This window comes from Actinomadura sp. NTSP31 (assembly GCF_041951385.1).
Lineage (GTDB): Bacteria > Actinomycetota > Actinomycetes > Streptosporangiales > Streptosporangiaceae > Spirillospora > Spirillospora napierensis.
The window spans coordinates 1-26,590 of the sequence record NZ_JBGNUT010000060.1; the positions used below are offsets into that span (position 1 = coordinate 1).

23 protein-coding genes are annotated in these 26,590 nt (G+C 68.9%); 12 read left to right on the forward strand and 11 right to left on the reverse strand.

Annotated features, from left to right (window positions below):
• Nucleotides 1-69 precede the first annotated feature (69 nt).
• Complete coding sequence (locus ACA514_RS47650; protein ID WP_375048171.1) at nt 70-723, reverse strand: TetR/AcrR family transcriptional regulator; 654 nt, start codon at nt 721-723, stop codon at nt 70-72.
• A gap of 129 nt (nt 724-852) precedes the next feature.
• Between ACA514_RS47650 and ACA514_RS47655 the strand changes: the two genes are divergently transcribed.
• The 3 genes from ACA514_RS47655 to ACA514_RS47665 all read left to right on the forward strand — a co-directional run bounded on the left by ACA514_RS47655 (nt 853) and on the right by ACA514_RS47665 (nt 3,744).
• Entirely contained in the window at nt 853-1,815 is a 963-nt protein-coding gene (locus tag ACA514_RS47655; RefSeq protein ID WP_375048172.1) for an alpha/beta hydrolase, read from the forward strand.
• 10 nt (nt 1,816-1,825) lie between these two features.
• Nucleotides 1,826-2,803: an aldo/keto reductase gene (locus ACA514_RS47660; RefSeq protein WP_375048173.1), complete on the forward strand. Its 978-nt coding sequence runs from the start codon at nt 1,826-1,828 to the stop codon at nt 2,801-2,803.
• 176 nt (nt 2,804-2,979) lie between these two features.
• Nucleotides 2,980-3,744 (forward strand): NAD(P)-binding domain-containing protein, encoded by a 765-nt coding sequence (locus ACA514_RS47665; RefSeq protein WP_375048174.1) that lies wholly within the window; start codon nt 2,980-2,982, stop codon nt 3,742-3,744.
• Nucleotides 3,745-3,780: 36 nt separating this feature from the next.
• Here the strand turns inward: ACA514_RS47665 and ACA514_RS47670 are convergent, their stop codons facing one another.
• Together ACA514_RS47670 and ACA514_RS47675 are read right to left on the reverse strand one after the other, a co-directional pair.
• Nucleotides 3,781-4,167, reverse strand: coding sequence for a VOC family protein (locus tag ACA514_RS47670; protein WP_375048175.1), 387 nt, complete (start codon nt 4,165-4,167; stop codon nt 3,781-3,783).
• 139 nt (nt 4,168-4,306) lie between these two features.
• Nucleotides 4,307-4,657 carry an antibiotic biosynthesis monooxygenase family protein gene (locus ACA514_RS47675; protein WP_375048176.1) on the reverse strand — a complete coding sequence of 117 codons (351 nt, stop codon included), beginning with the start codon at nt 4,655-4,657 and terminating at the stop codon, nt 4,307-4,309.
• Between the two features lie 206 nt (nt 4,658-4,863).
• Between ACA514_RS47675 and ACA514_RS47680 the strand changes: the two genes are divergently transcribed.
• Nucleotides 4,864-5,445: a TetR family transcriptional regulator gene (locus ACA514_RS47680; RefSeq protein WP_375048177.1), complete on the forward strand. Its 582-nt coding sequence runs from the start codon at nt 4,864-4,866 to the stop codon at nt 5,443-5,445.
• A 186-nt stretch (nt 5,446-5,631) separates the two neighbouring features.
• Here ACA514_RS47680 and ACA514_RS47685 read toward each other — a convergent pair whose 3' ends face one another.
• The 3 genes from ACA514_RS47685 to ACA514_RS47695 form a co-directional block, all read right to left on the reverse strand.
• Nucleotides 5,632-6,933 carry a hypothetical protein gene (locus ACA514_RS47685; RefSeq protein WP_375048178.1) on the reverse strand — a complete coding sequence of 434 codons (1,302 nt, stop codon included), beginning with the start codon at nt 6,931-6,933 and terminating at the stop codon, nt 5,632-5,634.
• A 1,576-nt stretch (nt 6,934-8,509) separates the two neighbouring features.
• Nucleotides 8,510-9,025, reverse strand: coding sequence for a hypothetical protein (locus ACA514_RS47690; protein WP_375048179.1), 516 nt, complete (start codon nt 9,023-9,025; stop codon nt 8,510-8,512).
• 416 nt (nt 9,026-9,441) lie between these two features.
• Nucleotides 9,442-9,873, reverse strand: a complete 432-nt coding sequence (locus tag ACA514_RS47695; RefSeq protein WP_375048180.1) for a hypothetical protein — start codon at nt 9,871-9,873, stop codon at nt 9,442-9,444.
• Between the two features lie 487 nt (nt 9,874-10,360).
• Between ACA514_RS47695 and ACA514_RS47700 the strand changes: the two genes are divergently transcribed.
• The 4 genes from ACA514_RS47700 to ACA514_RS47715 all read left to right on the forward strand — a co-directional run bounded on the left by ACA514_RS47700 (nt 10,361) and on the right by ACA514_RS47715 (nt 16,133).
• Nucleotides 10,361-10,741, forward strand: a complete 381-nt coding sequence (locus ACA514_RS47700) for a CU044_2847 family protein (protein WP_375048181.1) — start codon at nt 10,361-10,363, stop codon at nt 10,739-10,741.
• A gap of 94 nt (nt 10,742-10,835) precedes the next feature.
• Nucleotides 10,836-13,883, forward strand: a complete 3,048-nt coding sequence (locus ACA514_RS47705; RefSeq protein ID WP_375048182.1) for a trypsin-like peptidase domain-containing protein — start codon at nt 10,836-10,838, stop codon at nt 13,881-13,883.
• A 92-nt stretch (nt 13,884-13,975) separates the two neighbouring features.
• A complete protein-coding gene (locus tag ACA514_RS47710; protein WP_375048183.1) occupies nt 13,976-14,551 on the forward strand; it encodes a hypothetical protein in 576 nt (191 codons plus the stop codon).
• 190 nt (nt 14,552-14,741) lie between these two features.
• Complete coding sequence (locus ACA514_RS47715) at nt 14,742-16,133, forward strand: PIN domain-containing protein (RefSeq protein ID WP_375048184.1); 1,392 nt, start codon at nt 14,742-14,744, stop codon at nt 16,131-16,133.
• Between the two features lie 426 nt (nt 16,134-16,559).
• On the opposite strand, the gene ACA514_RS47720 is transcribed toward ACA514_RS47715, so the two are convergent.
• The gene (locus tag ACA514_RS47720) at nt 16,560-17,906 is read right to left on the reverse strand and encodes a helix-turn-helix domain-containing protein (RefSeq protein WP_375048193.1); all 1,347 of its coding nucleotides are present in this window, start codon (nt 17,904-17,906) and stop codon (nt 16,560-16,562) included.
• Between the two features lie 407 nt (nt 17,907-18,313).
• Between ACA514_RS47720 and ACA514_RS47725 the strand changes: the two genes are divergently transcribed.
• Both ACA514_RS47725 and ACA514_RS47730 read left to right on the forward strand, forming a co-directional pair.
• Complete coding sequence (locus ACA514_RS47725; protein ID WP_375048185.1) at nt 18,314-18,460, forward strand: hypothetical protein; 147 nt, start codon at nt 18,314-18,316, stop codon at nt 18,458-18,460.
• A gap of 25 nt (nt 18,461-18,485) precedes the next feature.
• Entirely contained in the window at nt 18,486-19,166 is a 681-nt protein-coding gene (locus ACA514_RS47730) for a hypothetical protein (RefSeq protein WP_375048186.1), read from the forward strand.
• A gap of 39 nt (nt 19,167-19,205) precedes the next feature.
• Here the strand turns inward: ACA514_RS47730 and ACA514_RS47735 are convergent, their stop codons facing one another.
• The 4 genes from ACA514_RS47735 to ACA514_RS47750 form a co-directional block, all read right to left on the reverse strand.
• A complete protein-coding gene (locus ACA514_RS47735; protein WP_375048187.1) occupies nt 19,206-20,033 on the reverse strand; it encodes a hypothetical protein in 828 nt (275 codons plus the stop codon).
• A gap of 384 nt (nt 20,034-20,417) precedes the next feature.
• Nucleotides 20,418-21,530 carry a patatin-like phospholipase family protein gene (locus ACA514_RS47740; protein ID WP_375048188.1) on the reverse strand — a complete coding sequence of 371 codons (1,113 nt, stop codon included), beginning with the start codon at nt 21,528-21,530 and terminating at the stop codon, nt 20,418-20,420.
• Nucleotides 21,509-24,013 (reverse strand): ThiF family adenylyltransferase, encoded by a 2,505-nt coding sequence (locus tag ACA514_RS47745; RefSeq protein WP_375048189.1) that lies wholly within the window; start codon nt 24,011-24,013, stop codon nt 21,509-21,511. Before ACA514_RS47745 ends, ACA514_RS47740 begins: the two co-directional genes overlap by 22 nt.
• Nucleotides 24,010-25,302, reverse strand: a complete 1,293-nt coding sequence (locus tag ACA514_RS47750; RefSeq protein WP_375048190.1) for a hypothetical protein — start codon at nt 25,300-25,302, stop codon at nt 24,010-24,012. The genes ACA514_RS47745 and ACA514_RS47750 overlap by 4 nt, the downstream gene beginning before the upstream one ends.
• A 219-nt stretch (nt 25,303-25,521) precedes the next feature.
• Here ACA514_RS47750 and ACA514_RS47755 point away from each other — a divergent pair, with 219 nt between their 5' ends.
• Both ACA514_RS47755 and ACA514_RS47760 read left to right on the forward strand, forming a co-directional pair.
• The gene (locus ACA514_RS47755; RefSeq protein WP_375048191.1) at nt 25,522-25,896 is read left to right on the forward strand and encodes a helix-turn-helix domain-containing protein; all 375 of its coding nucleotides are present in this window, start codon (nt 25,522-25,524) and stop codon (nt 25,894-25,896) included.
• 29 nt (nt 25,897-25,925) lie between these two features.
• On the forward strand, nt 25,926-26,468 hold the full coding sequence (locus ACA514_RS47760) for an ImmA/IrrE family metallo-endopeptidase (protein ID WP_375048192.1): 543 nt from the start codon (nt 25,926-25,928) through the stop codon (nt 26,466-26,468).
• Nucleotides 26,469-26,590 lie beyond the last annotated feature (122 nt).

Genomic DNA, 26,590 nt, shown 5'->3' on the forward strand with positions numbered 1-26,590 from the left:
CCCCCCCCCCCCCCCCCCCCCCCCCCCCACCCCAGTGACCCGTCCGCATGGCACTCGTGGTCCGGGACGTCAGGGGGTCTGGGCCTCGATGTGGGCGAGTTGGGCGGCGAGGATTTCTTCGAACGCGGCGCGGCGGTCTGCTCCCAGGGGGCGGACGTCGCGGGCGAAGTGGGCCAGGGCGGGGAAGCGTTCGGGATCGGCGCCGAGCACCGCGACGCGGAACTGCTCCATGCCCTGTTCGTACTCCGTGGGGGTGACGGTGCTGATACCGGCATCGGCGGTGATCAGCGCGGCGAGGAGGATCACGATGCGGTGGTATCGCACCGGGATCTGCTCGTCGGGCAGGCCGGACGCGCGCAGGGCCTGCAGCAGTTCCTCCATGACCAATCGGGATCCGGTGCCGCCGGACGCATAGCGTCCCCACACCGCGGCGAGCTGGGGCTGCTCACCGAAGGCCTCGCGCAGGCGCAGCGCCAGGGCGGTGATGCGCTGCTTCCAGTCGCCCTCGGGGCGGTAGCCGTCCATGGCGGCCAGCAGGACGCGGTCGGCGACCGCGCGCAGCAGTTCGGTCTTGTTGCGGAAGTGCCGGTAGAGGCTGGAGGAGTCGGTCCCGAGCGCTGCGGCGAGCTTGCGCACGCTGAACGATTCGGCGTCGCTCGTGCGCAGCAGTTCCGCGGCCGTGTCCAGGATCTCTTCGGTCGACCATCGCCGTCGGCCCGTCATCTCGCCCCTCTCGTCCGGACCAGCCTAACCTATGCACTTGCTGTTGCACGCGGTGCGTGCATAATGAGGACAACGCACCGTTCGGCCACAACGACACCCCGGCATTCGCCCGGAAGGAGAGCAGGACACATGAGCGAGACCACTACCGCGGCACGACCGCCGGAGCCGGACTTCTCGGCGATCACGGACGAGGAACTGCGCGCCTACCGTGACGCGGAGAACCGCTTCCGGGCCTCCGGCGCGGCGCGGACGATCCTCGGAGAGCCGCACGCCGGCGCAGCGATCGATTGGCAGGAGATCGCCCTGCCCGGCCGCGACCTGCCGGTCCGGGTCTACCGGCCGGCCCCGAAGGGAGACGGCGAAGCCGCGGCCCGAGCCGGCCTGCCACTGGTGGTCCATGTCCACGGGGGCGGCTTCGTGGGCACGGCGGTGCAGTGCGACTGGACCAACAGCCACCTCGCCGCACGGCTGCCCGCGCTCGTCGTGTCGGTCGAGCACCGCCTCCTCTCCCCCGGCAGCCCGCTCGCGAACGCCGCCGACGACGGCTGGGACGTGCTCCAGCACGTGGTGCGGCACGCCGCGCAGTGGGGCGTCGACCCGGCGCGCGCGGCCGTCTTCGGTGAGAGCTGCGGCGCGCTGATCAGCGCGCTGACGGCCATCCGGGCCAGGGAAGCCGGTGTGGAGCTCAAGGCGCAGGTGCTGGTCAACCCCGCGATCGACGTGACCGAGACGATGCTCGACTACCCCTCGATCGCCGAGTACGCATGCAGCCAAGCCCCGAACCTGCCGCAACTGCGACTCATCCAGCGTCTCGCCGTCCCGCCGGGAACCGACGCCAGTGCACTCTCACCGCTGTACGCGGACGACCTGAGCGGACTCGCCCCGGCGCTCGTGGTGGTGCCGACCCATGATCCGGTCGCCGACCACGGCCGCCGCTACGCCGAGCGGCTGCGCGAAGCAGGGTCCCTCGTGCGGCTTTCCGAATACCCGGGAGCAAAGCACGCGTTCCTCGCCATGCCCGGCGTGGAACCACAGGCCGAGGCAGCCCAGGCGGAGATCCTCGCGTTCCTCCGCACGGCGCTGGCAGGTTGACGGAGGAATGATGCGCCCCACCCTTGGACCCGACGGCCCAACGGTCTCCCGACTCGGCCTCGGCTGCATGAGCATGACCGGCTCCTACGGCCGCACTGACCCGCACGAGGCCGCGGCCACTCTGCTGGAAGCCCTCGATTCGGGCGTCACCATGTTCGACACCGGCGACTTCTACGGGGACGGAGCGAACGAGGAACTCCTCGGCCAGGCCCTCGGTCCGCACCGCGACCGCGTCGTGCTGGCCACCAAAACCGGAGTCCGCCGCACCGCCGAGGGCCCGGTCCCCGCCGGCTCGCCCAACGATCTCCGGCGTGCCTGCGAGGCGTCGCTGCGCCGGCTGCGCACCGATCACATCGACCTGTACTACCTCGCGCGCGTGGATCCCGCCGTCCCCGTCGAGGAGTCCGTCGGTGCCCTGTCCGACCTGGTCGGCCAGGGCAAGGTGGGCCGCATCGGCCTGTCCGAAGTCTCGGTCGCCACCCTCCGCCGCGCCCACGCCGTCCATCCGATCAGCGCCGTCCAGACCGAGTACTCATTGTGGGAACGCCATGTCGAAACCGACATCCTGCCCACGATCCGCGGTCTCGGCGCCGCCCTGATCGCCTACAGCCCTCTCGGCCGCGGTCTGCTCACCGGGGCCGTTCGCGCCACCACTCGCTACGAACCCGGCGACTTCCGCGCCACCGCTCCCCGCTACAACGGCGACGACCTCAAGGCGAACCTGGCCATCGTCGACGCCATCACCCACCTCGCCGCCGCGAAGAGCGCCACCCCCGCCCAGATCGCCCTCGCGTGGCTCCTCATCCGCGGCGGCGACGTCGTCCCCATTCCCGGCAGCTCCCGCCGCCCCCACCTGCGCGACAACCTGGCCGCCCTCGACCTGCACCTGACCGCTACCGACCTTCGCGCCATCGACGCCGCCGTCCCCGACACCGGAGCACAGGGGGCCCGATACGGCGACCATGGCCTCGCCCTGATCGACCAATGAGGGGAGAAGCCGCTCTGATGACGAAACCACCCATGCACGAGGGCCGCTCAGAGCGATGTACGCGCCGGAGCCGGGTTGGGCTGGGATGATTCCCTGCCTGGTGTGAGCCGACGGCAACCATCGCCACCGCATCAACACAGGTCACGACCACCGCATACCTATGGGAGGTAGACGCAGTGCAGCGCATCGGCATCATCGGAGTGGGCGAGATCGGCCGGGCCATCGTCGAGGGCCTGCGCAACGGCGGCGGCGCGTCGCCGGAAGTCTTCCTCTCTCCCCGGGGAGCCCGCACCACCGCCGAACTGTCCGAGCGCTTCGAGGGCGTCCACGTGTGCGCCGACAACCAGGAAGTGCTCGACCGCTCCGAGGTAGTGATCATCGCCGTGCGCCGCCAGGACCACCACGAGGCACTCGGCGGGCTGAAGATGAACGACGAAAAGACCGTGGTCAACCTGATGGCCGGCGTCGCCACCGACGACCTGCGCCGAACCCTCGCCACCGGCGCCCCGATCGTCCGCGCCATTCCGCTGCCCGCCGTGCGCGAGCGCTGCTCCGTCACCGTGACGTACCCCTCGCACCCGGCGGTGGACTCTCTCTTCGAACAGCTGGGCGGAGCGCTCCCCGTCGCGGACGAGGACGCCTTCAACATCTTCTCCGCACTGACCGGGACGCTCACCGCCCACTACGCCTACCTCGCCACACTCACCTCGTGGGCCACCGACCACGGCATCGCCCCCGACTCCGCCGACCGGTATGTGCGCGGCCTCTTCCAGAACGTCGGCCGCTCCCTGAGCGACGACACCCGCCCTCTGCACCAACTCGCCGCCGACCACGAGACACCCAAGGGGAACAACGAGCGCATCCGCACCACCTGGTTCGACCCGGCCAATGCCGCAGCCCTCAAAAAGGCCCTCGACGGCCTCCTCACCGATCTGAAGTAGGAGGCCCCCAGGTGGCCATTCGGGCCGTCATCGGTCTCACGACCCGGAGCCGCCCGGGGTGAGGATTTCCATGAGATGGCCATCCGGGTCGTTGAAGTAGATGCCCCTGCGGCCTGCGGTGCGCTTGCTGTGATAGATCTGCCCGATTTCTTGGCATGCGGGATCACCGTAGTAGGGGATTCCGCCGTTCTGGATGCGGGCGAGGGCGGCGTCGAACTCCTGCTCGCCGACCATGAACGCGTAGTGGTGCGGCTCGAAGTCGTCCAGTCGGTCGTAGTCGAGGCTGACCTGGTTGGCCAGCGTGACCGGCGTGAAGTGCGCCACCGGCGGATCGACACGCAGGCCGAGGATTCCGGCCAGGAACTGCGCCGAGGCCTGCGGGTCACGAGCAGGGACGATGGTGTGATTCAGTTCCACGGCCATAGTGGCTCCTTTTCGGGGACGGGGCTGCGCAAGGTGGGGTGCGCGGCGGTCTTGGCGAACTGGGGTGGCGCATGGATGCGTGACTGCCCGGAGAAGGGCAGGGCTTTCCGGCTGCCCTCCCCCGGCTGCAGCTGCTGAGTCATACGTCGATCTGCTCAAAGATGTGCGGATACGACACTATGTCGTCTGGGAACTCGGCAGCCATGCGCTGGAACTCCGGGCTGCCGAACGCCGTGGCGAGAGCCTCGGTCGACTCCCAAACCGCGACGTTCAGCAGAAGGTCACTGCCCGCCGTTCCCTTGTGCATTCGCAGCGAGACGAATCCCGACTGGGCCCTCATGAACTCTGCCTGCCTCTGAAAGAGGGTCAGGAACGCTTCAGTCCTCTCCTTCGGGACGACGAAGGTGTTGGCCAGGACGATTCGCCCGGTCTGCTCGTTCAACTGCGCGAACATCGGCGTATTCGGGTCCAAGGTCTGCAGCTTGACCATCTTCGGTGATTCCTCTCGCTATTGGTTGTCCCATGGCATTGCGTCCGGCCAGCGCCGTAATGGATCCGGTGACGGGCACTCAAGGGCATCGCTGGCGCCGGTCTCCATCGACTGCGTTCTTGTCAACGCTTGTTGGCCAACGCTTGTTGGCAAACATAGAGTCGCGGTTCTCGATTGTCAACATGTGTTGGCCTACACTTGTTGGCATGACCGGCACCACGGAGAACCAGCAGGCCGCACGGCGTTCCGACGCCACCCGCGCCGCGATCCTCGCCGCGGCCCGCGAGCGGTTCGCGGCGGACGGCTACGAGAAGGCGACCATCCGGGCCATCGCCCGCGACGCGAAGATCGACCCGTCGATGGTGATGCGCTACTACGGCAACAAGGCGGGCCTGTTCGCGGCGGCCGTCGCGATCGACCCTGGGCTGCCCGGCCTGTCCGTCGAACCGCGCGATGCGATCGGCCGTACGCTGGTGCGCCACTTCCTCACCCTGTGGGAGGAGAACGAGGAGCTCACCGCGCTGATGCGGGTCGGCGCCACCGACCCGACCGCCGCCGAACGCATGCAGACCGTGCTGCGCGAGCAGTTGATCCCGCTGGCCCGCCGGGTGGGCCCCGAGCCGGAGCAGGCGCCGGCGCGGGCGGCACTGTGCGCCTCGACCGTGCTGGGGCTCGCGCTGACGCGCTACGTGCTGCGGTTCCCGGAGAGCGTGGCGCTCGACCGCGAGGAGATCGTGGACTGGCTCGGACCCACGATCCAGCGGTATCTCACCGCAGCCACGCCCTGAAGAACGCGCCGAAGGCACCCATCGCGACCTCGGTCACGGCGAGTGCCCTCAAAGGAAAAGCCAAAAGGATAGGACCTGCTTCTGCGGCTTGCGGGACTTGTCGTCGAGCATCACGAGGCCGGCAGGCACGCAGCCGGAGCCCTGGCGCGCCCGAACGGGAGGCTCGCGCTCGTCCACGGACGTCCATTAATCTGGGCGACCGCCCCCTACTCCCTGTCCGGCGGAGTAGCCATCCTCGCCGTTCTGCTGGACCGCGATCGGCGGGTCGGTCGGCTGGAGCGGCTGCGGGATCGGCTGGGCCTGCTCGGCGCGGATGGCACGTTCGAGGTAGACGGTTGCGGCCTTTTGGGCGGTGTCGCGTTCAGCGGTGAGCGCGTCGATCTGCGCCTGCAGCCGGGTGGTGCGGACGAGTAGGTTCTCGCGGGCGGCATCGCGTGCATCGTCGGCGCGCTCGATGGCCTCCCGGGCGCGGGCGTCGGCGGCGCGGGCAACGTCCTGCGCGGTGGTGAGCGCGGTGCGCATGGTGGCGAGTTCGTCGTGCGCCGCCGTCAGCTCGGTGGTGGTGGCGGCGAGCCGGGCTTGGGCCTCGGCGAGTCGGCCGGTCTGCCGGTCGAGCTCGGTGCGGGTGCCTTGATGCTCTTGGCGTGCCGCGTCCAGGGCGCGCTGCAGCTGGTCGCGGGTCTGCTCGGCGCGGCGGCCGGTCCGCTCCAGTTCGTCGCGTACCTGGGCGAGGTCGCGTTCGGTGGCCTGTAGCCGCTCGCGCGCGGTGTCGGACTGCTCCTGGAGGGTGCGCGTGGTCTCCTCGGCGGCCTGACGGGCGGCGGCCTCGGCCTGGGCGGCGGTGCGGGCCGCGGCGGCGACCTGTTCGGCGGCCAAGGCGCGTTCCTCGGCGCGCTGCTGGGCGTCGGCGGCGGCCGCAGCGGCGGCCCGGGCGGTGTCGTGGCCCTGCTCGGCGCGGCGGCGGGCGTCCTCCGCGGCGCGGGCGCGTTCGTCGGCCCGAGCCGCCTGCTGCTCCAGAGCGGTGTTGCGGTCGACGACGGTGGCGATGATCTCCTCGACGCGTTCGGCGGCCTGCGCCTCGCGGGCCGAGCGGGCGCGGGCGTCGGCCGCGATGCCGGTCAGTACAGCGCGCAGCGCCGCGAGGGGCTCCTTGACCGCTGCCGCGGCCGGGCTGCGGCCGGCCGCGTGCGCTTCGGCTTGGCAGTCCTTGACAACGCGACCGTCGGCGTCGCGTTCGGCCGGGCAGTACTCCGGTCGTCGGCCGCGGGTCTTGGGCGGCCGCGGCAGCGGGGTGTCGCAGTGCTTGCACCGGCCCCACGGCGCGGCCGGATCGGCATCGGGCGGCAGCCGCCGCCCGACAGAGCTGGTCTCCTGCGCCTCCCCCGGCGTACTGCCGCCTAGCGCCTGCTCATCGCCGGACTCAGTTGTCTCTGCAGACCCCATCGCCTCGGACTCCCTCAACGTCTCGTCGATCTCGCGCTCAGGCACGCCGATCATGCTGCCACAAATCTCGGGCGAGAAATGAGAACACGCCGAAGCATTCCTTTGACACGAAATGATGGCAGCGCATAATCCTGGTTATGCGCTACCCTGCCGAGGTGATCAACACGCTCCACTCCGCGTCGCCGCAGGGACCACCGGCGCGCACCCCCTCCCGCCGGCCAGCGGTGACGGGCAGCACCGATGCGCGGCCGCTCGGCCGCGCCGCCGCGGTGGCAGCCGTCTCCTGGCATCGTGTGCACCGGCCAGGCGCACCCGCGCTCCGCCCCAGCACCGCTACGCGCCTGCGCCGGGGAGACAGGCCATGACCTCGAACGATGCGGCGACCGACACCGCTGCGGACGACCGCGTCGTTCGAGAAGCGGCAGAAACCGCCGAGTCCGCGCCGATCACACCAGCCGTCCCCGAGGTGCCCGGTGAGCTTCGCGAGGGGGTGGAGTGCGACTCTGCAGAGTTTTGTCCAGGTACTTCGTCATCTCCTGCCAGTTGACTCGTCAGGGCATGTCAGTGGCCTAGAGCACACTTCATCCGGTGGCGCTTCACTGTAGGCCTCACTCGCCGGTCCGTGAACTGCATACGGTGTCGCGAAGACGTTCGGATTCTCTTTTCAATAAGCAATATTTAATGCGAAGGTCGCAATTAACTATACTTCATCGCATGTTGGCGATGCTATCTTTTGTATTGTTCTTCTGTGGTGGTCATCTTCGTTGGCGAGGTTGAGGCTGGGGGTTCTCGCTCAGTCTTGGGGTGTCACCGTGAAGCCGGCGGCTCGGTTCTGATAACTCGGCTGCGGCGTAGGAGGCGGTACGCCTCTCCTCTTTGGTCGAAGGGCTCCTTCTTCGTACAGGCGCGATCCGTGCCATGCGGAGCCGGGGCAGGGGTCGTGGTTGAGCCAGCGGCGCCGTTTGAGGCCGGTCAGCAGCTTCACGGTGTTGGCGTGTAGCAGTAGGTACTTGGGGGCTTTGCGTCCGCGTTCGGCGGTGTCGCGTTGGAGGATGTTGGGTCCAACGGTGCCGCGTCGGGCAATGTCGGACGGGAGCGTTGGGCGATGAGGGACCAGACGGGGCCCGGTCCGCGGTGGTCGTGTCGGTAGGCGCGGACCCACAAAGCCAGGCTGCGGCACAGCTGCTCGTCCGCCAGGTCAGTGTCGGCCAGGGAGCGCGCGTGGGCGAGGGGGTCGGCGTGTCGTTCCAGGAGTTGCTGCTGGTGACGACGTCGAGACGGCCCATCGCGCATCCTGCTCCCTGGATGTGTGGGTTTACGTTGTGCGGCTGGTGGAGGCTTTCTGCTCTTGCTTGTCATCGTGCCGTGTCCCGCCGGCTTTGACGAGCATCCGGTCGGGTGGGCGCGCCGGATGGCGAGGTCGGTGCTGCAGGGCAGGTCTGCGGAGCAATGATGGGGGCCGCCGCCTTGCATGGTGGAGGCAGTGGTTAGTGCGGTGGGACATGTCACCGACCACCTGCGGGGATCGCGCGTGGGTCAGCGTGCTTGTTCGTTCTGGGTGAGCAACCTCGTGTCGTCTATGTTGGTCTTTAGATGTGGTCGGGCTGAGTGTCCGGGCTAGTCACCGGTCGGTCTGCTGGTATACGGCGAGGTGATCGGCCGGTGCGGGCCGCTGCGGCGGCGGTTGGTGACGGCCTCGCCGGTAGGCGTCTTGATCGTCTGGTCGTGGCGGAGGGGCGATGCGCCGGTGTTTGGCCGGCAGGGTTCCTTCCTCATACAGGCGTGGTCCTTGCCGCGTTGAGCCTGGGCGGTGGTCGTGGTTGAGCCAGCGGCGCTGTTTGAGGCCGGTGATGAGTCGCTCGGCGTAGGCGGCGAGCAGCAGGTGGCCGGGGGCTTGGGTGTCGGTGTCGGTCAGTGTCGGCCGAGCGTGTTGGGCGATGAGGGACCAGGCGGGGCCTTGTCCGCCGTTGGCGTGCCGGTAGGCGCGTACCCACAGCGCCAGGCTGCGGCACAGTTGTTCGTCGGCCAGGTCCGCGTTGGCCAGGGCCCGCACGCGGGCGAGGGCGTTGGCGTGTTGTTCCAGTAGCCGACGCTGGTATTTCTGCTGGTAACGGCGTCGGGACGGCTTGCCACGCATCTCGCGCTCCCCTGGATGTGTAGGCCGCGCCGTGTGGTCGGCCGAGGCTCGTGCGCCCCATGGACCATCGTGCCGATTGCTGGAGGCTTTGACGAGCTTCCGCCTGATGGGCGCGTCGGGTGGGGTTGTCTGGGAGCTGTGGGGTCTACAGATCGGCTTGCCGCGCGGCGGCAGGATCCGTTCGCTTTCTCCCGTTCATCGGGCCCTGGAGCGACCCGGGCCACAGGTGGATCGCCCACTGCACATCCGGATTCGGTTTCGGGGGACGGTGCTGGTCGACCGCGACCTGATTGAGGCGTGCGGAGGCGAATCGGGCTATGCGCTGGTGGGGACGGTGCGCGGTTTGGAGAAGCCGGCCTTGGCCGGCGCTCACCCGATGGCGGGGCGCGCTGAGCGCTGGCGGGTACGCATCCCGATCACGGGTGCCTTGCGCTCGTGCCGGTGGGGACCGGGCCACGCCACCAGGTGCTGTGCCATTGCGCGTCGGGGACCGCCGTGGCTGCCCATCTTCGGTACGCGGGGTGATCAGGTCCGATGGTGAACAGCAGGTGAGGCTCCGACCAGTACTGCGCGGGGAGCAGGAGCCGGCCATTGCTACGGCGGACGGCGAAGTCCCGCGCGGCTTCGGCTTGCTGCCGGGCCCGCAGATAGGCCCGGGCGGCGAGGTTGTCGGGATGGGCGGGGTCGCTGAGGCCGGCGCGTTCGGCTTCGTCCACGGCCTGTGCGGAGAGAGCCTGGAAGTCAGGGTCGTCGTGTGTGACCACGTGCGCGCCGCAGCCGATCAGACCGTCCTGCTGGACGGCGAACCTGACCAGCAGCGTTCCGTCCCGCCTGCGCAGCACGGTCATCGTCCCCGCGGCTCCTTCAACGTCTCCTCGGCTTCCGGCGATCGATGCCGCCACAGCGCCACCCTAGGCGTTCGCGGTCGGGCTCCGATCGGTGCTGTGTGCTGGGACGACAGGCGTTGTGCGTCTGCTGATCCGAGAGCATCGGGCCCACGGGCCGGTCCCCGAATGGTCGTCGCAGTAACATCACCGTCCAATGATCAGGGCGCGCACCGGCCCTGCGCACCGTACATGCATGACGATCCCATCGCTGAGCTTGCGACCTATTGATGGATCGTTGTCCTGGCGGGGGCGTCGGTTTACTTCGAGTGAGTCAGACAGGCCCTGAGACCAGTCTTTTGGGGATTGCTGACCGGAGTTCGCCATTATCCTCACGACGCCACTGTGAGCGGTACCGTTTCGCCGTGAAGGCCTTGATCGGGTGGTATCGGGGACGTTGAATGGTCAGTCTGGATCCTGTTCAGCAGTGCCGGGAGGCGAGGACATGTTGGTGCCAGGCGAGATCCACGGAATCCCCCTCCTAGTCGAGGCGCTCCCGGAGTCGGGTGCCGAACCCACCAGCCGCGGCAGGCCGATCGACCAGGTCCAGGACATGTTCGGGCGAGCGCAGGAGGTCATCTGGCAGCTCGCACTGTCCGCCGTGGAGATTCGCGAGAAGCTCACCGTCCACGCCCGCCCCCCAGACCAAATCGAACTGCAGTTCGGCATCAAGTTCACCGCCAAGGGCAACATCGTTCTGGCCGGAGCCGGCGTCGAATCATCCCTGGCAGTCAAAGTCATCTACGGTCACCGTCCAGCCGACGAGGGTGACGATGACAGTGATGATGATGGCAGCGGCGGTGAAGACGCAGCGGGCGCCGAAGGGGCATAAATTGCATCTGCAGTCATATTTGAGGGCCACCGAAAACGGTATTTTGTTCGGGCATGCCGTGCGGTGGGAATAAAGCAACCCCGGGAGCCGATCCATGACCCATGCCGCCACGCCCCAGCCGTCTACATCCCGGTCGTCCAGGTCCCAGTCTTTTTCGTCCCCGTCGGCGTCCAAGGAGTTTCTCGGCCGCATCCTTGGTCTGGACGGAGAACCGGTCGGTACCTGCTTCCAGGTCGCCCCCGGTTATCTGGTGTCGGCCCGCCATGTGGTCGCCGACGCCGGCGGTGGGCAGGTCCCGTCGACCGTCGGGTTCACCGACATGTCAGCCGATGGCTGGGAGGACCGTCGGACCGCCCGGCTCGAGTGTGAGGACGAGGTCAACGACCTGGTGCTGCTGCGCTGTGATCAGCCGCTGCCCGCCAGCATCTCGCACCTGGCTCTGTCGAAACCGCAGGCGCAGAACACCGAGGTGTGGCTGGGCGGCTTCGCCGTCCAGCAGGATTCGGGCGGCTCGCATCACCGCCGGTACCTGGAGACCACCGGAAGGTGGGAAGGACTGCTGGAGAACAGCGACCGGGTGGTCTGCGGCGTGGTCTACGCCGACGGAACGGCACTGGGGATGAGCGGCTGCCCGATCTTGCGGACCAGCGACAACGCCGTCATCGGGGTCCTCAGCCACCGCTACCGCGGCGAGGAGCAGTGGGGCGACAACCGGGTGTGGGTGAGCCAGGTAGAGGACCTGGTGCGGCTGTGCACGGGCGTTGCCGCGGACGAGGGGGACCTGGCGGGCCTGATCCCCCTCGACCGCGGCAACGCGCCGATCCGCCTGGCCGAACGGGGTCTGCTGGCCGAAGCGCCCCTGGACCAGCAGGCCTTGCGCAGCGACACCCGCTATCTCCAAGACCCGGCCTGGTCGGCGCCTTGGACCACGGCGACCCGAGCGATGCACGCCGGCGAGGTTCTGCTGATCTCCGGGCCGCCGGGGGTGGGCACCACCACCTTCGCCCGCCGGGTGCTGGCCCACGCCAGCCCCGACGGCACGTCTTTGATCCGGCTGGACCCCGGAGATTGGGACACTCCGTCGGCGGCCGTCCTGCCCAGACGGCCGCACACCGCCTACCTGCTAGAGCTGCGCGACCCCGACAGCGACCGCCCCACCGCCGATTTCCTGCACGACCTCAGCCTGCTGGCCCCGTGGTGGCAAAGCATGAGGATCCAGCTGATCATCACGGTCGCCGAGGAGCTGTGGCGAGGCCAGCGGGCCGAGGAGCACCCCCACCTGCGCCCGGTCTACCTGCAGCACGCCCCCGACCCCGTGAAGCTGGCCCGGCACCGGCTGACGCTGCGGCACCCCGAACTGGCCCACGTCGTGGACCAGCCCGCAGTGCACCACCACCTCGCCGATCGCAACGCCGTCCAGACCATGGACGCGGTCGCTGTGATCCTCCAGGAGATCGACCGGCTGACCAGCACACCCGACGGTGACGACCGGCCGGGCGGCGCGGCGTCAAGCGATCAACCCGATACCGACATCACCCAAGCCGATCAGCGTATGTCGACTCTGGTGGCGCGCGTCGCCGAACGCCTGGACGACCACGGCCAGACCCTGGACGTCCTGTTCACCGGAACCTCCACACTCGCAACGCCAGTGGCGGTGCCCTGGTCGGCCACTATTCGCAGTGCCGACCGATCGCAGACGCAGCCGTCTCCGCACGAAGCGCCCACCCTCACCCAAGCCGCCGCGGACGACACCGGCGGCGGGCCCCGCCACGGCCTCGCCGTCGAGGAACGCTGCCTGCTCATCGCGCTGGCCGCCCGCAACACCGCCCGGCTGCCCCAGCTGGAAACCGACGCGCGCCGGCTGAAAGCCATCCTGCTCGGCGCCAGCCCAGGCACCACCGACCGGCCCCCCAGCCCCCTGCAGGTGCTGTCGGGGGGCGGGCTGCGCGGCCGGATCCACCGGGTCGGCGCCCGGGTGGGCCCCAGCGAGAACGTCACCTTCCGGCGCACCAGTTTCGGGCCGGCAGCGCTGCGCTACGTCTGGGACAACTACGAACCCGTCCGCCGGGCCCTGACCCGCTGGTTGATCGGCGTCGCCGGCGAAGGCACCCATGAGCAGGAACTGGTGGCAGGGCACCTGTCAGAGCTTCTACGCCGCCACCAGGACGTCGGCTTCATCAAGACCACACTGGCCGAGCTGGCGATCAAGCACGAGAACATCGAGCTGCTGACCGAGATCGTCTTCGCCGCCGCCACCGACGAACACATGCAACGCCGCTGCGAACGGCTTCTCTACGACTGGTCCGACCGACCCGAACGGCAACAGGTCGTGGTCGAGGTCTGCGGACGGCTGCTGCAAGGTCCCCGCCGCAGCCTGGCACTGCGCCGCCTGCGTCGTGTCGCCGACACCGACCGGACACCACCACAGATTCTGGGCAGCGTGCTGGAGCGCTGGCGCCGGGCCGCCGACAGCCACGACCTGGCCGGCTGGTTCCGCCAGGAGGCCACCGCCTGGATCGCAGCAGACTCCACACGGGTCTCGGCCCGGCTGGCCTTCACCGCACTGCTGACCAGCACCGCAGCCGACGGTATGCCGTGGCTGCTGTCCGCCCATCGACAACAACTCCCCCGAGCTGACGAAATGCTCGGCGAGGTGCTGGTCAGCGTGGCGTCGACCCCCGGCGTCGGCGCCACGATCGCAGGCCTGGTGGAAAGGGCCGCCGACGACGACGAGCTCTACGCCCGCACCATCGACCAGATCGTCAAAGCATCCGTCGCCAACGGCCTCATCCGCCAACTATGGGACCTGGAGACCGAACTCCAGCAGGTCGGTGCCCGCACCGGCCGCGACCCGCGCGCCGACATTCAAAACGGCCTCAACTTCTACCGCGCCTACCCGGCTCCACCACCACCTCTCCCCGAGGCCGCCGCAGCACCGGGGTCAGGCAACGGCGCGACCGGCGCACCGCAACTGGCAGCCCCACCCGTCCACCCCGAGACCGCACCACCCCAGACCGCACCACCACCGACGCCGCACCAACCGCCCCCCATCACCAAGACCACAGCACCAGGGCCGCAGGTGCCCGAACCAGAGTCTCCGCCGGACCAAGGTCCCCCGCAGGACGGCGGCGCTGCCCGGTGACCCGGTGGGGGAGGCGAACGATCGCTCCTGGTCCGGTCGAGACGGCGCTACCGTCGGCCACGGAAGGAGTCAACTTTCAGGGCCTCATCAGCGTGCACTACCGTCCGGGACGAGCCCGGCACTGTAACCCGGACAGTGCCGCCCGCGCGCACCTGACCGCGATCGCGCGTGAGGAGGCGGCCAGCTGGCAGGCCGATCAGTTGGCGGCCGCCGCGGACGCCATCAACGCCAAGCTCGGGCGGCCCGTCCACCGCCCGCAGGAGGGCTACCGGGATCTGGTCGGGCGCGTGGAACTGTGCCTGGCTCCGGGAGCGGCCGAGGCCGTTGCCCAACTGCGCGACCATCAGGCCCACGTGGAGCGGTTGCGCTACCTCAAGGCCGCGCTCTACACCGACCCCGCCCTGTTGTTGATCGACCACCTGCACCGTGTCCCGCAGGCCCTCACCGGCGACGTCACCGCCATCCTGGAGGACTACCGGCGACTGGCCGACCAGCTCGAACACCACGAGCCCTGGTGGGCGGATGTGAGAAGGGCGTGGAACGAGCTCGCCGCACGGACTCATTCGCGCCAGGGCGCCAGCGAATCCATGCACGTTCTGGTCGACGTCATCATGCGCCTCGACAGCAGACTCGCCGCCGAGCACGGGCTGCCTCCGCCTGCCCGGTGATGACGCGCGCCCCCGGGCTCTACCTCTGCCACAGCCTTCCCTCGACGGGTGAGGGGGCGGGTCCCCGCCCAGGTAGGCGCTGCAGGCTGGTGCGGCGACATCGGCAGGCGCCGCCGGCTCTGGCGATCCAGGAGGCATCGACGAGGCAGCGCCCAAAACCCCGTCGATCGGTGACCGAGGTGCGAGCACAATGTTCGGTGTGATCGTCATGTTCGACGCCAACGTCCTCATCGCCACGTCCTTCCACCAACTGCTGTGGAAGGTGCTGGCCGCGGCCAGCGAGAACCGGAACATGGACGTCAGGGTCCTCATACCGAAGGTGTCGTTCGAAGAGCGCGTCGGGAAGGCGATACGTGACGCCAACAGCCTCATAGCCGATCTCGACGCGATCGCGCGCAAGTCCGGCGACCTGGCCGTGTTCGCTCAGGGGCGGGCCGCTCTCGTTGAACGACGAGACATGGCCCGCGCTAACCTCACCCGGGACGCCAAAGCCGTCGGCGCCGAACTTCTGGACCCGGTCAAAGTGGATCACATGGCCATCGTGGCGCGGCAAGCCGCCCGGGTCAGGCCCTGCGACCAGGACGGGAACGGGTTCCGGGACACGCTCAACTGGCTCACCGTCCTGGATGTCGCGAAGCAGAACCCTGACCAGGACATCGCCTGGGTCTCCTTCGACAAGGATTTCGCGGCCTCACCGGGTGTCTTGCATCCCGAACTTCAAGACGAGGCCGACAAAGCCGGCGTCGGCGACCGGCTCTCGCTCTGGCCGTCCCTCGGCGCCCTGGTCAAGGATCTTCAAGACAGGCACCAACTGGGCACCGACACCAAAGCAGCGCATCTGGCACTCGCACTCCAAGCGACTCAAAGTTATGTTTCCGAACATGTCGCCGAACTTCTGCTCACGCAGGACCTCTTCTCAAGCGAAGACATCATCGTCGTTCCCAGCCCTGCAGACGTGACGGTCGAAGAGATCTCCGCAGCCCAGGAATGGTCATTCCAAGTCGACGTCAAGGTGATTGTCGCAGATGGCGAGACGGAGATCCCCGGCATCGCGAGTGTTGGCGGCACGGTCACGACCAACGATGCCGGGAGACCGGTCAGCGCCGTTTTCGGTTACGCTGAGTGGAATCCGGACGATCCGATCCCCCGCCTGCCTCGAGATGGGCACCGCCGTCAGCTGCGCGACGGGTTCCCGCCTGAGCTCGTCGCAGCCGCCCAGATCCACAAGGTGGCGCGGGATCAGGGCTTGTATGCGACGCTCGCTGATGTGGGCGGCGTGAGCCGGATGCTTCAGGCAACCGGGCAGCGGGGCGTCTTCCGGCAGAGAGTCGGTAGCGAGCTCACCAAGGTGGAACAGTTCATAACAGCGACCAATTTTCATCGTCGGCTGGGCGATATCGCCGCCGTCACTGACATCTACCGACGCATGAACCTCGGTGATTTCGCCGCCGTTCAACAAGCCCTCAAAGGAAAGGGAATCGGCAGCAAGATACGCTCGCAGAACGCCCACGAAGTGGCTTGGAAGACCCCACCTCAAGAGAACCCGACACTCCCAGAGCCGCCGGACGGCGGTCGGCGCTGATCCTCCCCGGCGTCTGGTTTCAGGATCTGCGCCCATCTGGACGCCCACGGCGCGACGATGCCTGCGGGCGGATCCCAGTGACACGCCATCCGGAGGAATTCATCGCCCAGCAGACAGCGACCGGCCGCGTCATGCCGGGCCACCCCGGCCCGTCGGAGCGACGCCAAAGCCCAAGTGGCCTGAGCGCGAAGCGATGCGGGCAGTGCGGGTGTGAAGCGTTCCCGGCAGCGGTGTTCTCTCCAGTGGGCGGAGGAATTTATCACCGCAGTGGAGCAGGCAGGCAGACCGCCTCTGTCCCTTGTGAGGGGTCCGCTGGCACGGCTGGTGCGGCGCCTTTGAGACCCGCGAGAGCCAAAAGCAGGAGGTCCTCTCCCCTCCCCACCACTCCGGCGCGCAGCACCAAAGCATTCGCGTCGGTGTCTCAGCTCAACTGGTGACCCGAGGCCACGGACGGCTCATCAGGAGTTCCTCCATACCGAGACGACCAGCGTCCAACGCCGTCTGCACCAACCAGGCGTCGACCTGGTGGTGTCGGCTATCGGGATCGGTCAGATCGAGCCCGGGATCGGCCAGCAGATGCGCGCCCTTGGAGGTGTCTGCCTCCGGGATCCTGGTGAGCCTGTCGGTGTCCAGGGTCAGTGGGATCGGGCGGCGGGTGACCAGGTGCAGGACACGTGGTTGGGGGACGGCCAGTGAATCGATCTGCGCCAGCCCGGCCAGAGCCCCGACAACGTCCTGATCGACGAGCGCCGCGACCATCGCGTCCATGAGTCCCCGGAGATCCTCGATGCTCATCCGCCAGGAGGGCTCGGAGAAGTCCTGATGGTTGCGGTCGGCGGGAACCCAGCGGGCGTCCTCCGCCTTGACCCAACTGGCTATGCGGACGGTGACATCCAGGTGCACCAGCAGGTGAGTGGCGACCTGGCCGTAGCCGCCCGGCACCTCGGCCGACAGCAGCGCTTCGACGGGAATCGGGCTGACGGCCCCGCCGGACGGAAGCGCACACCACTGCAGCCTGATGACGCGGGACCGGTTATGCCCGCGGCGGTGGAACCGGCGACTACCGCAACCGCCGTCTCCCGAGACCAGGCCGGCGAGTTGGCCGGGCAGGTTCGAACGGTTCAACGCCTCGGCCAACTGGTCGATGTCACGCTCGCCCAGCGGACGCCACGCGGCCCGCGGATCGATGGCGATATTGAGGCCGCAGCGGGCGACGAGGTCCACCTCCTCGTCCAGCACTCCAGATTCATCGCGGGGCAGCCCCGGAGCGCGGATGATCCACGGGTCGGCCTGCACAAGCGCGTCGCTCTCGGCGAACAGCGCGGCGAGTTGCTGCCAGTTGGCTGGATGGGTGGTGTTGTGGTGCCGGACGGGCGCGGCCCCATCAACCAGCAGCGGTCGCGGTGCAACGCCAGGGACCACCCGCATGACCAGGATGTACCTGCCCGACCTGTCGTCCATCGGGACCGGAACGATGTCGGGTACCCACGGCGGCTCAAGGGTGCTGTGGCAGTGCTCGGACACGCTTTCGAGCGTCTTCTCCTTGACTCCTGTGATCCTGCGGTCATCGGTAACACCGACCAGGACCAGACCGCCGTAGGTGTTGGCCAACGCGGCCACAGCCTTGGCGATGGTGGAGGTCATGTCGCCCTTGTATTCCAGTGTGGAACTCTCAGGGCCGACCATTGCCACCAAGCGGCGGATCTGATCGATCGTTATTTGGGAAGGGGCACTGTGCAGCATGGTCTGGGCTAAGGACACAAGGGCCATCATCGTGGATGGCGAATCGGTATCGCACCAGGTTTCCAGGAAGGCGCCCCAAGCGGCGCGCACCTGTCCCAGAAGCGAGAGATAAGGGCGACTCCCGCGTCTGTCGGGAGCGCCTGCGGCAGAGCCTGCCGAGTGGAGCAGTCGCTGAGCCGCTCCGGGCGGTCTACAGCGGAAGCAGTTCTGGCGAGGCCGAACCCGCCAAGGCTCCTTGAGAGCCGGCGCCCGCGACGCCCCACCACCGTCACCAACGCGGTCACCACTTCATGCTCCACCCGTCACACGGGAGGTACGAGGTTCCGCAACAAACCCCGGGTCTACTGCGGCAGTGACCCGCGCCCGGCCACAATGATCTGGGCTCCTCGATCACGTGACCATGGTCGAGGAGCAGGAATTTACTGTGGGGTGGCGGCATGCACATGATCTACGTCGACGACAGCGGGCAGAAACAGCCTCGCCGTCAGCGGCTGGGCGAACTCATCTCGGTCGGTGGTGTGATCGTCCCCGAGCCGCCGTCGCCGGATTCGCGGCCGCTCTGGATGATATCCGGGCCGACCTGAAGATCCCCGATGACGAAGAGATCAAGTGGAAACCGGCCAAGGGGCACCTTCCAGGCGTCCGCTGGCGCAGCGCGCTGATCAGCGGATGCTCCAGGCTGCCATCGACGGTGGTATCAAGTCCGCCGTAGTGGTGTGGGACCGCGGCCACCTCCCCTGGGAGAAGACAGACGTCGAACCGGAGATCCTCACCTACCTGTATGAGCGGATCAGCCTGCACCTGCGCCAGCACTACGACATCGGAACGATCATCGCCGACCAGCCGGGCGGCGGCCGCAAAGACGAGATGAAGTGGCTGGCCGACACCCTGGGCCTCACCCGGGCGGGCACCCGCTTCGCCACTCCCGATCGGGTCGTCTCACCGATCCTGACCGCGCCCTCCCATCACGCCCCGCACCTGCAACTGGCCGACCTGGTCACCGCGGCGACCACCGCGGCGGTCGCTGGCCATCGTGCGGGGATCGCCCTGGCACCATGGCTGAAGAAGCTGGCCCGCACCAACGCCTATGAGCTCGTCGGCGGAGCCGGTGTCGTGCTGTGGCCTCGCGACGACCTCTTGGACCTCTACTACTGGATCTTTGGCGAGCAGCACTACATCAAGAACGGCACCACCTACCCTCTCGGCTCATCCGATGGCCCATTCCGACAGCCCGGCCGTACTTTCCAGGTTGACGACGGTCTTTCCGTAGCCGACACAAGCGCTGGATGACCGCCCATACGCTCCGCGGCGACGCCCCGACCAGCTAGATCACGCACACCTGACGGCGTCCGGGGTCGTCGGCGACAACGGCCACCACGTCAATTCCCTGGCAGCGTGCGCCACGGCCCTCGCGCCTGTTTGGCGCAAACGGCCCGCTCGTGCTGTTCGGTCTCGGCGGCGCGGCCGGCGTCTCGTTCCTGTTTGAGGGCCTGGAGTTCGGTGTGGTGCGCGGCTTGGATGGCGATCAGGTGGGTGTGGGCTGGTCGCGTTCGCCGCGCGTCCGTTCGGCGGCACCGAGTGCGCTCTGCCAATGAGTGTTGGCGTGGCGTACCTGGTCGGCGGCGGTGTCGCGGGCGCCCGCACGTCGGCGGCGGCCTGGCGGCGGGCGGCGGCGGTCTCCTGCTCGGCACGTTCGAGTCGCCCGGTGAGGTCGCCGATCGTGGTGTCCTTCTCGGTGAGCGTCTGGCTGGCGGGGGCCAGGTCGGCAGTGGCGGTCTCCAGCCGCGCGGCCCGATCGTCGCGCTCGCCTCGGACGCGCTCGAGGTCGGCCTGGACCTGTGTGAGCCTTTCCCCTGTCTCGGTGAGACGCCGCCGGGTCTCGGCTAGCGCCGTGCGGGCCTGGTTCCCGCTGTCGACGGCGTCCTGGGTCTCCTCGGCCTTAATCCTCGCGGTCTGTTCGGCGGTCGCGGCGCGTTCGGCCAACCGGGCCCGTTCGTCGGCGCGCTCGCCGGCCCGCCGGGCGTCTTCGCGGGCGTCGGCCGCCTCGGTCTGGGCGGTCTGCTCGTGGCGCTCGGCGGCGGCCGAAGCAATGGCGGTTTCCAGCTCGGTGTTGTGGGCCAGCACGCTCTCGCGCCGCTCGGTGAGGTCGCCGGTCAACCGCCGGTCGCGTTCGGCCTCCTCTCGTTCGGCCCAGGAGATGAGGGCCTGCAGCGACTGCTCGACGACGGTGCCGGCGGCCGACTCGCGGGACCGGCGAGCGGCCTCCTTGCAGTCCTGCCCGCCCGGCCCCTCGCCGCCGCGGTGGTACTCGCGGCGGCGGCCAGTGGCGGCCGGCGCGCGTAGCGGCCCGTGGCAGTGCTTGCACGGCCCGTGCGGGGCCGCAGGTGTCGCTGCGGGGATCGCCGCGACGGAGGGAGTCGGCCGGCTCCCCCACCGTCCGCTCCACCTACCGCGGCCGGGACCGCTGCGGGGCCCCTGCCAGACGCGCCTGGCTTTCGGGACGTGGTCGCCTTCCCCAGGATGCGCCTCGGGCTGGTTGGTTCAGGTGCGGACGCGGAGTTCGGGGCAGTAGTGCGCGAGCAGCACCCTGGTGAGTTGCTCGCCTCGAAGGGTCAGGTCGCGGAATGCCTCGGCTGGGACGGCACGGAAGTTCGTCGGGTAGGAGATCACCTTTTCGCGGCGTATCCAGTCTGCGACCGGTACGGGCAGATTGCGGTCCTGCATGGCGAGGTAGGCGTGCAGGAAGCCGCGGATCGTGCCGTGCTGGGCGGCCAGGTTCAGTTGTGCCCGGCCGGCGTCCTGGGTCTTGTTGTAGGTGATGTCGAAGCTGCGGGCTAGTCGGGGCAGGAGGTAGGGGGCGCGGTGTTTGGTCTTGCGGCCTCGTCCGGCGTCGATGGCGAAGACATAGTCGAGGTCGTAGACGTGGTCGGTGTGGGCGCAGGAGCGCCCGGGCTGCAGCGGGCTCAGGCCCAGATTGTCGTAAACGCCTCCGTCGGTCATCGCGACGGGGTGGGAGCTGATGCCTCCGCGGCGGTCTTGGAAGTCGTAGGACCTGACGAGGGAAGGCAGCAGGATCGGGAAGGCTGCGGAGGCGGCCACGGCGTCGGCGACGGGGATCGGCCCGGTGATACGGCCGATGGCCGAGCAGGCACTGACGCGGCTGCCGAACCGGACGGTGTTGGTGGTGATCAGGTCGGTCGCGGTGATGACCGTGGCCAGGTTCGGGTGAGTGACGTCGGTGATGTCTCGTGCGCCGAAGGGCCGAGCCTTGAGCGCGGCGACCAGCGCCTCGGTTCTGGAGTGTGTGCGCAGCCGCTGTCCGGGGAGCCCGGGGGCGGCCCGGAGTTTCCCGGCGACACCGTTGACCATCCGTCGGGGTGCGAGCGCGCGTCTGGCGAGTTCTGCCTGCAGGCCGGTCCTGACCAGGGTGGTGACGTCGTCGTCGAACTCCTCGAAGTCGGCCGGGCCGTAGGCCCACATCGCGGCCAGGAGGCTTCCGCCGCTGATTGCGGAGACGACTTTGATCTGGGTGAGCAGCCCGCAGTCATGCAGGGCGCGCAGGGCGCCGAGGCCGAAGGCGGTGGCGCGGAAACCCCCGCCGGACAGGGCGAGCCCGATGGATGGCGGAGTGTTCACCGGCGCCTCCATGTCCATGTGCGGCGGCGCCGGGCCGAGCCGCTGGTCTCGGCCGGGGGGTAGGCGTAGCCGCCGGAGAAGTATCGGCCGGGAGGCGGCGCCATGGTCGCGGGTGCCGCGAGGGTGTTGGCCGATGGCCGGTTCTCGACGATCCTGGCGTACAGGTGCGGGGCGCCGGCGCCGTCCCTCCAGGCGTTCCAGACCGGTTCGGGGCCGCCGAGGATCAGCATCAGGGCGCGTCGGCTGCCTTGTGACAGGGAGGTGATCGTGGTCATTCCGGCTTCGTCGGTGGCGCTTGGTCGCGCTGACCCGCAGGGGTGGGTGTGCCACATGCCGGTGAAGGTCGTGAGCCCGTTGGTGCGCCGGTGGTGGTGGTCGAGGAGTTCCTGTGCTCCGGCGACTCCGTGCTCGAAGTAGGTCTGCGACAGCAGGCTGTCGGGTGGAGGGCCGGTGGCGGCGTCGATGTGGACGACGCCGACCGCGTCGTCGAAGGCGCCGAGGAGCATCCCGCCGGTTTCGATCTCGGGACCGCGGACGCGGGCGCCGCGGCGGGTCTCGATCTGCATTTGGGTGAGGGCGTCCGCGCAGATCCTCACCTCATAGCCCGATTCGGGGTCGATGCAGACCAGGTCGTCGTCCCAGGTCAGGAGCGGAGTGGCCGGGGTGGGGTGTGCGTTGGCGGACGGCCGGCGCACCGCCGCAGCCGTCATCGCCGCCTGGTGGCCGGGGCCGGCCGAGATGATCTGCACGGCCTGGATGAGCATGCTCGAGGCCAGGTTGCCGAGTTCTGCCGCCGAGCCGACGAAGGTGGGCGCTGAGCAGCCCGGTTCGGGGAAGAACATCTCGGTGCGGGGCGGGTCGGGGAAGAAGTCGTCGGCGATGTCGTTCCAGGTGCTCGCCTGCGGCCCGCGGGCGCGGATCGAGGTCCTGCGCAGCACATCGTGGCCCGCGCCGGCGGCGCCTGGAGCCGACACGGTGAGCAGACCGTGATCGGCGCGATGGCCGATGATCATCGTGGCGACCGGCGGCCAGTCGTCCCGCCGGCTCTTGCGGGTACGTTCCAGGGCCGAGCGAACCCCGACGTCTGCGGTCGCGTCGATGATCAGGTCGACGTTCTCCGCGGCGAACGAGCCGGCTGCGAAGACGGCGACGGCGTCGCGGTGGGCGGCCGTGGTGGTGGGGTGCGGGGCGAGGGTGTTCAGCCGAGCTGCGAGAACGTAGGCCTTGGACTGGCCGATGTCGTTGTAGGTGTAGGGCTGGCGGACCAGGATGCCGGGGTTCACGGTCCCCCGGTCGATGATGCTCAGGGTCTTGGCGCCGGCGCGGACGCAGTGCTCGGCGATGGGGGCGCCCAGCGCGCCCGCTCCCAGGACGAGGATTCGCTTTCCGCGGATCCAGGACAGAGCCGTGCCCTCGTCGCGGCGGCGGGCGACCTCGGGGCGTGCTTCGTGCACGGTCATCCATCGTACTTTGGCGGTATCGAGCCACTGGTGAGCCCGGTTGAGGACTCTCCCGGTGATCTCCTTGTCGTCGAGTACCTTGGCGCGTCCGAGCATCGAGGCGACCTCGGCTCCGAAGGCGTCGAGGTTCCAGGCGACCAGATGCGCCAGCCGCGTGTCGCCTTCGACCCGGCGGGACGGGGTGCCCAGCAGCATCACCACGGGATCGGTGTCGGGATCGTCGGTGTCGGGATCCTCGGCCCAGCGCAGCAGCCGGTTCAGGCTGCTGGCCCAGGTCAGGTCCCTCAGCAGGCGATCGCGCGGGTAGCCGACGCTTTCCAGGCCTGCGGCGAGTTCGCGGGCGCTGGAGGGATACTCCCAGGTGATCTGGTCGTCGACCAGCATGGCTGGAATGAGGAGGTAGGGGCGTCCCTGTTCGTCGACCGCCTGGACGTCGTCGGCCAGGACGCGGTGGAAGGCGTCGAGTTCGTCGAGCCATTGGACGACCTCGATGCGTCCGGGGCTGCTGACGCACCAGGCGTAGGAGATCGACGGGCCGGGGCCGGCGTGCCGCCTCCAGGGCGTGCGGGCGCCCAGGTCGGGGTGGACGATGAGGTGCCCGGCCTGTGCCGACGGGAACGCCGCCGGCGGGTGGAGCGGTTGCCCGTCGGGGTCGAGGGTGCCGGCAGCGGCTCTTTCCAGCCAGGTGACCAGCCGGTCGAGGAGCCCTCGGATCCCGTCGGAGGGGTTCCACTCCACCGACGACGCGGCGTACAGGCACAGGTGGCGGCCCCAGTTGACGTGGGGCGTCCCCCTCCAGCGGCCGTGCAGGACCGCGACCGCTGGTGGCGCGAACGGGAACGTCTCGGGGATGATCAGCCGGAATCGTTCCCGGCTGCGCACTTTGATGCCCGGCCCGCGCGGGATATCGCGCAGGTCCAGGGCGATCACCAGGTCGTTGTCGTTGTTGGCGTGTTCGGGCAGCACTTCCACGACGCCGTTGCTCACCGCGGCCAGGGCGGCGAGTTGGCGAGCGGCGAGCGCGTGGCCGGCATGGCTCACCGGCCGAACCCCACCGGGGGCGGTGCGACGGTGTTGGCGCCGCGGTCGGCGGTGATCGCGGCGCGGATCCGGTCGGTGCCGCCGGAGTCCTGACGTCGGGTGGCGGCGATGTCGCGGCCGACCGCGGCGGCGGCTGAGGCGACGATGGCCAGGCGGCGGCCGTGCCGCAGCGCCTTGGCCTCGGCAGCGGCGCGAGGGCTGGGAACGGCTGCTTCTCGCAGGACACGGGCGCCGTCGGCGTCGACGGCGAACACGACCGGTGCGGGGGCGTCGGCGTCGGGCCACTCCATCGTGCAGATCAGCTCCTCGACGATGTCCTCGTACTCGTCGGCCGCCTTGCGATGCGGAGGGTTCTTCCTGGGTTCGTCGCTGGAGGGGATCACGCCGCTGCTGGAGACGACGAGGGCGCCGTCGCGGGCGTGCCGGGCGAAGGCGTCCATGATGTCCTTCTGCAGGACGTCTTTGCCGTCCTGGGGCAGGAACATCACCTTCTTGGAGCAGTGGTGGGGGGCCAGGAGCACGTCCCACTCCAGGCGGTGCTCGCGGTCGTGCTTCTCGCTGTAGGTGAAGATCTTCATGATCGTCTCGTGGGCGAGGTCGCCCAGCAGGAGGATCTTGCCGGTCTCCCCGTCGGTCTCGGTGAGGGTGACCTGCATCGCCACCGAGGTGTCGTTGCGTTCGGCAGCGCAGTCGGCCGCGAACGGAGCGTGAATGAACGCCTCGAACCGCCCCGCGCACGGGTGCCGGTCCAGTGTCGTGATCGACTTGCCGGGGCCGGACTTGTACTGCTCGGGCAGCTCGTCGTAGGCGTGCTTGTCGTGGTCGGTGTCGTAGCCGATCACGACGACCCGGTCGCCGCTGGCCGGCTCCTGGCCCTCCTCGAGGGCCTTTTTGACCGCCCTGACGCGTCGTTCGGCCTCGGTCTGGAACGCTCTGGCGTCCTCGCAGAGCTTGTCGTCGTCGGCCTGCTCGTACTCGCACCACAGTCGCGGGGTGGCCCACAGCTCACCGATGTCGACCTTGTCTAGCAGGTCCGCGAAGCCCAGGCAGTGGTCCTTGTCGGCATGGGTCAGCACGAACACCGCGAGATAAGGTCGGCCGCCGACAGTGGGCAGCGCCTCCACCAGCCGGTCGACCACCGGCACCTCGGGGTTGGCGTCGTCGTCGGCCTTGGCCAGGTCATGCAGGTCGACTTGGACGACGACGTTCTCGCTCACCACAATCGTGGTGCTGTCCCCGGTCCCGACGGGCCAGAACACCACACCCATGTCCGACAGATCGTCCGCCACGCGCTCATCCTCCTCGAAACCGCCGATCTGCGCGTGCCACCGGCCGAGCCCGGCACTCCGGGACCGGTCGGCCGCCCCGGACGCGGCGGTTGCCGCCCCTATCGGGCACGCGACAGTCGAACGACGTTTGACTTGTCGAACAACGACCCTAGCGGGTGGTGTTCGACAAGTCGAACGGTGATAGAAAGGAGGGACACGCCGAAACAGGAGCACGACACCATGCCGCGAACCCGAATCGACGTGCCGAAGCTCTATGCCGCGCTCGACGTCGCCCGTCGCGAGCGCGACAGGTCCTGGCGGCAGCTGGCGTCGGAGGTCGGGGTCAGCCCCTCGACGATGACCCGGCTGGCCAACGACTATCGGCCCGACGTCGACGCCTTTGCCGCCCTCGTACGCTGGCTGGGCTCACCCGCCGAAGACTTCATGACCGACGATGTCGACGCCCCACGGCACGAACCCGAACTCCTCGTCCAGCTCGCGCCTCTGCTGCGGGCGCGCAGGGACCTGCGCGAGGAAGATGTGCGCTATCTCGAAGAGGTGATCAGCGCGGCCATCCGCAGGTTCTCAGCCGAGCGCGACATGCGGGCCCGCTGACCGTGCCGCAGCGCTGGACGCAGAAGGCGATGGAGGCCCTCGCGCTCGAGCTCCGCGCCGAGGTCGGCCTCACCTACGACGCGCCGTTCGATCCCTACCGGTTGTGCTCCGACTACGGGGTGCCGGTGTATCCGCTCGAGGGCCTGTCGGAGTTCGGATGCCCCGCCGACGCGATCGAGTACTTCACCCTGCTGCGGCCGGGCAAGTGGTCCGCGGCACTCATCCCCCACGGCACCGCGAGGTTCATCGTGGAGAACACCGCGCATGAACCGGTCCGCCGACGCTCCAACGTGACCCACGAGGTCGGCCACCTCATCCTCGAACACGAGTTTGATGGGGCTCTTCTGACCGACGAGGGCTGCCGGAAGATGAACGCGCAGGCGGAGAAGGAAGCGGTCTACCTCTCGGCGGAGCTCCTGGTACCGAAGAAGGCCGCCATCAGGGCAGCGTTCGCCGGCCATGACAACGCACGCGTCGCCCGGGAGTTCGACGTCAGCGAGCGGTTCGCTCAGTGGCGCATGGACGCGTCGGGAGCCCGGCGCATCGCTCAGCGCTCGAGGGCCCGCTCCTAGGGCGTGTCCGATAGATCTTGATCTATCGGTTCGGTAGTTGTTGGTCGGTGACGCGGCGGTTCGAGTTGACTGATGCGGAGTGGGAGCGGCTTGCGCCGCTCCTGCCGTCTTGTGGTGGTCGT

Excerpts from the sequence above, each read along its gene's own strand:
- ACA514_RS47680 (WP_375048177.1), top strand. The coding sequence starts at position 4,864 with ATGACCGGCACCACGGAGAACCAGCAGGCCGCACGGCGTTCCGACGCC.
- ACA514_RS47660 (WP_375048173.1), top strand. The coding sequence starts at position 1,826 with ATGCGCCCCACCCTTGGACCCGACGGCCCAACGGTCTCCCGACTCGGC.
- ACA514_RS47725 (WP_375048185.1), top strand. The coding sequence starts at position 18,314 with ATGCACATGATCTACGTCGACGACAGCGGGCAGAAACAGCCTCGCCGT.
- ACA514_RS47675 (WP_375048176.1), bottom strand. The coding sequence starts at position 4,657 with ATGGTCAAGCTGCAGACCTTGGACCCGAATACGCCGATGTTCGCGCAG.
- ACA514_RS47695 (WP_375048180.1), bottom strand. The coding sequence starts at position 9,873 with ATGACCGTGCTGCGCAGGCGGGACGGAACGCTGCTGGTCAGGTTCGCC.
- ACA514_RS47755 (WP_375048191.1), top strand. The coding sequence starts at position 25,522 with ATGCCGCGAACCCGAATCGACGTGCCGAAGCTCTATGCCGCGCTCGAC.
- ACA514_RS47715 (WP_375048184.1), top strand. The coding sequence starts at position 14,742 with ATGTTCGGTGTGATCGTCATGTTCGACGCCAACGTCCTCATCGCCACG.
- ACA514_RS47720 (WP_375048193.1), bottom strand. The coding sequence starts at position 17,906 with ATGATGGCCCTTGTGTCCTTAGCCCAGACCATGCTGCACAGTGCCCCT.
- ACA514_RS47690 (WP_375048179.1), bottom strand. The coding sequence starts at position 9,025 with ATGCGTGGCAAGCCGTCCCGACGCCGTTACCAGCAGAAATACCAGCGT.
- ACA514_RS47670 (WP_375048175.1), bottom strand. The coding sequence starts at position 4,167 with ATGGCCGTGGAACTGAATCACACCATCGTCCCTGCTCGTGACCCGCAG.
- ACA514_RS47705 (WP_375048182.1), top strand. The coding sequence starts at position 10,836 with ATGACCCATGCCGCCACGCCCCAGCCGTCTACATCCCGGTCGTCCAGG.
- ACA514_RS47655 (WP_375048172.1), top strand. The coding sequence starts at position 853 with ATGAGCGAGACCACTACCGCGGCACGACCGCCGGAGCCGGACTTCTCG.
- ACA514_RS47760 (WP_375048192.1), top strand. The coding sequence starts at position 25,926 with ATGGAGGCCCTCGCGCTCGAGCTCCGCGCCGAGGTCGGCCTCACCTAC.
- ACA514_RS47740 (WP_375048188.1), bottom strand. The coding sequence starts at position 21,530 with ATGGACATGGAGGCGCCGGTGAACACTCCGCCATCCATCGGGCTCGCC.
- ACA514_RS47650 (WP_375048171.1), bottom strand. The coding sequence starts at position 723 with ATGACGGGCCGACGGCGATGGTCGACCGAAGAGATCCTGGACACGGCC.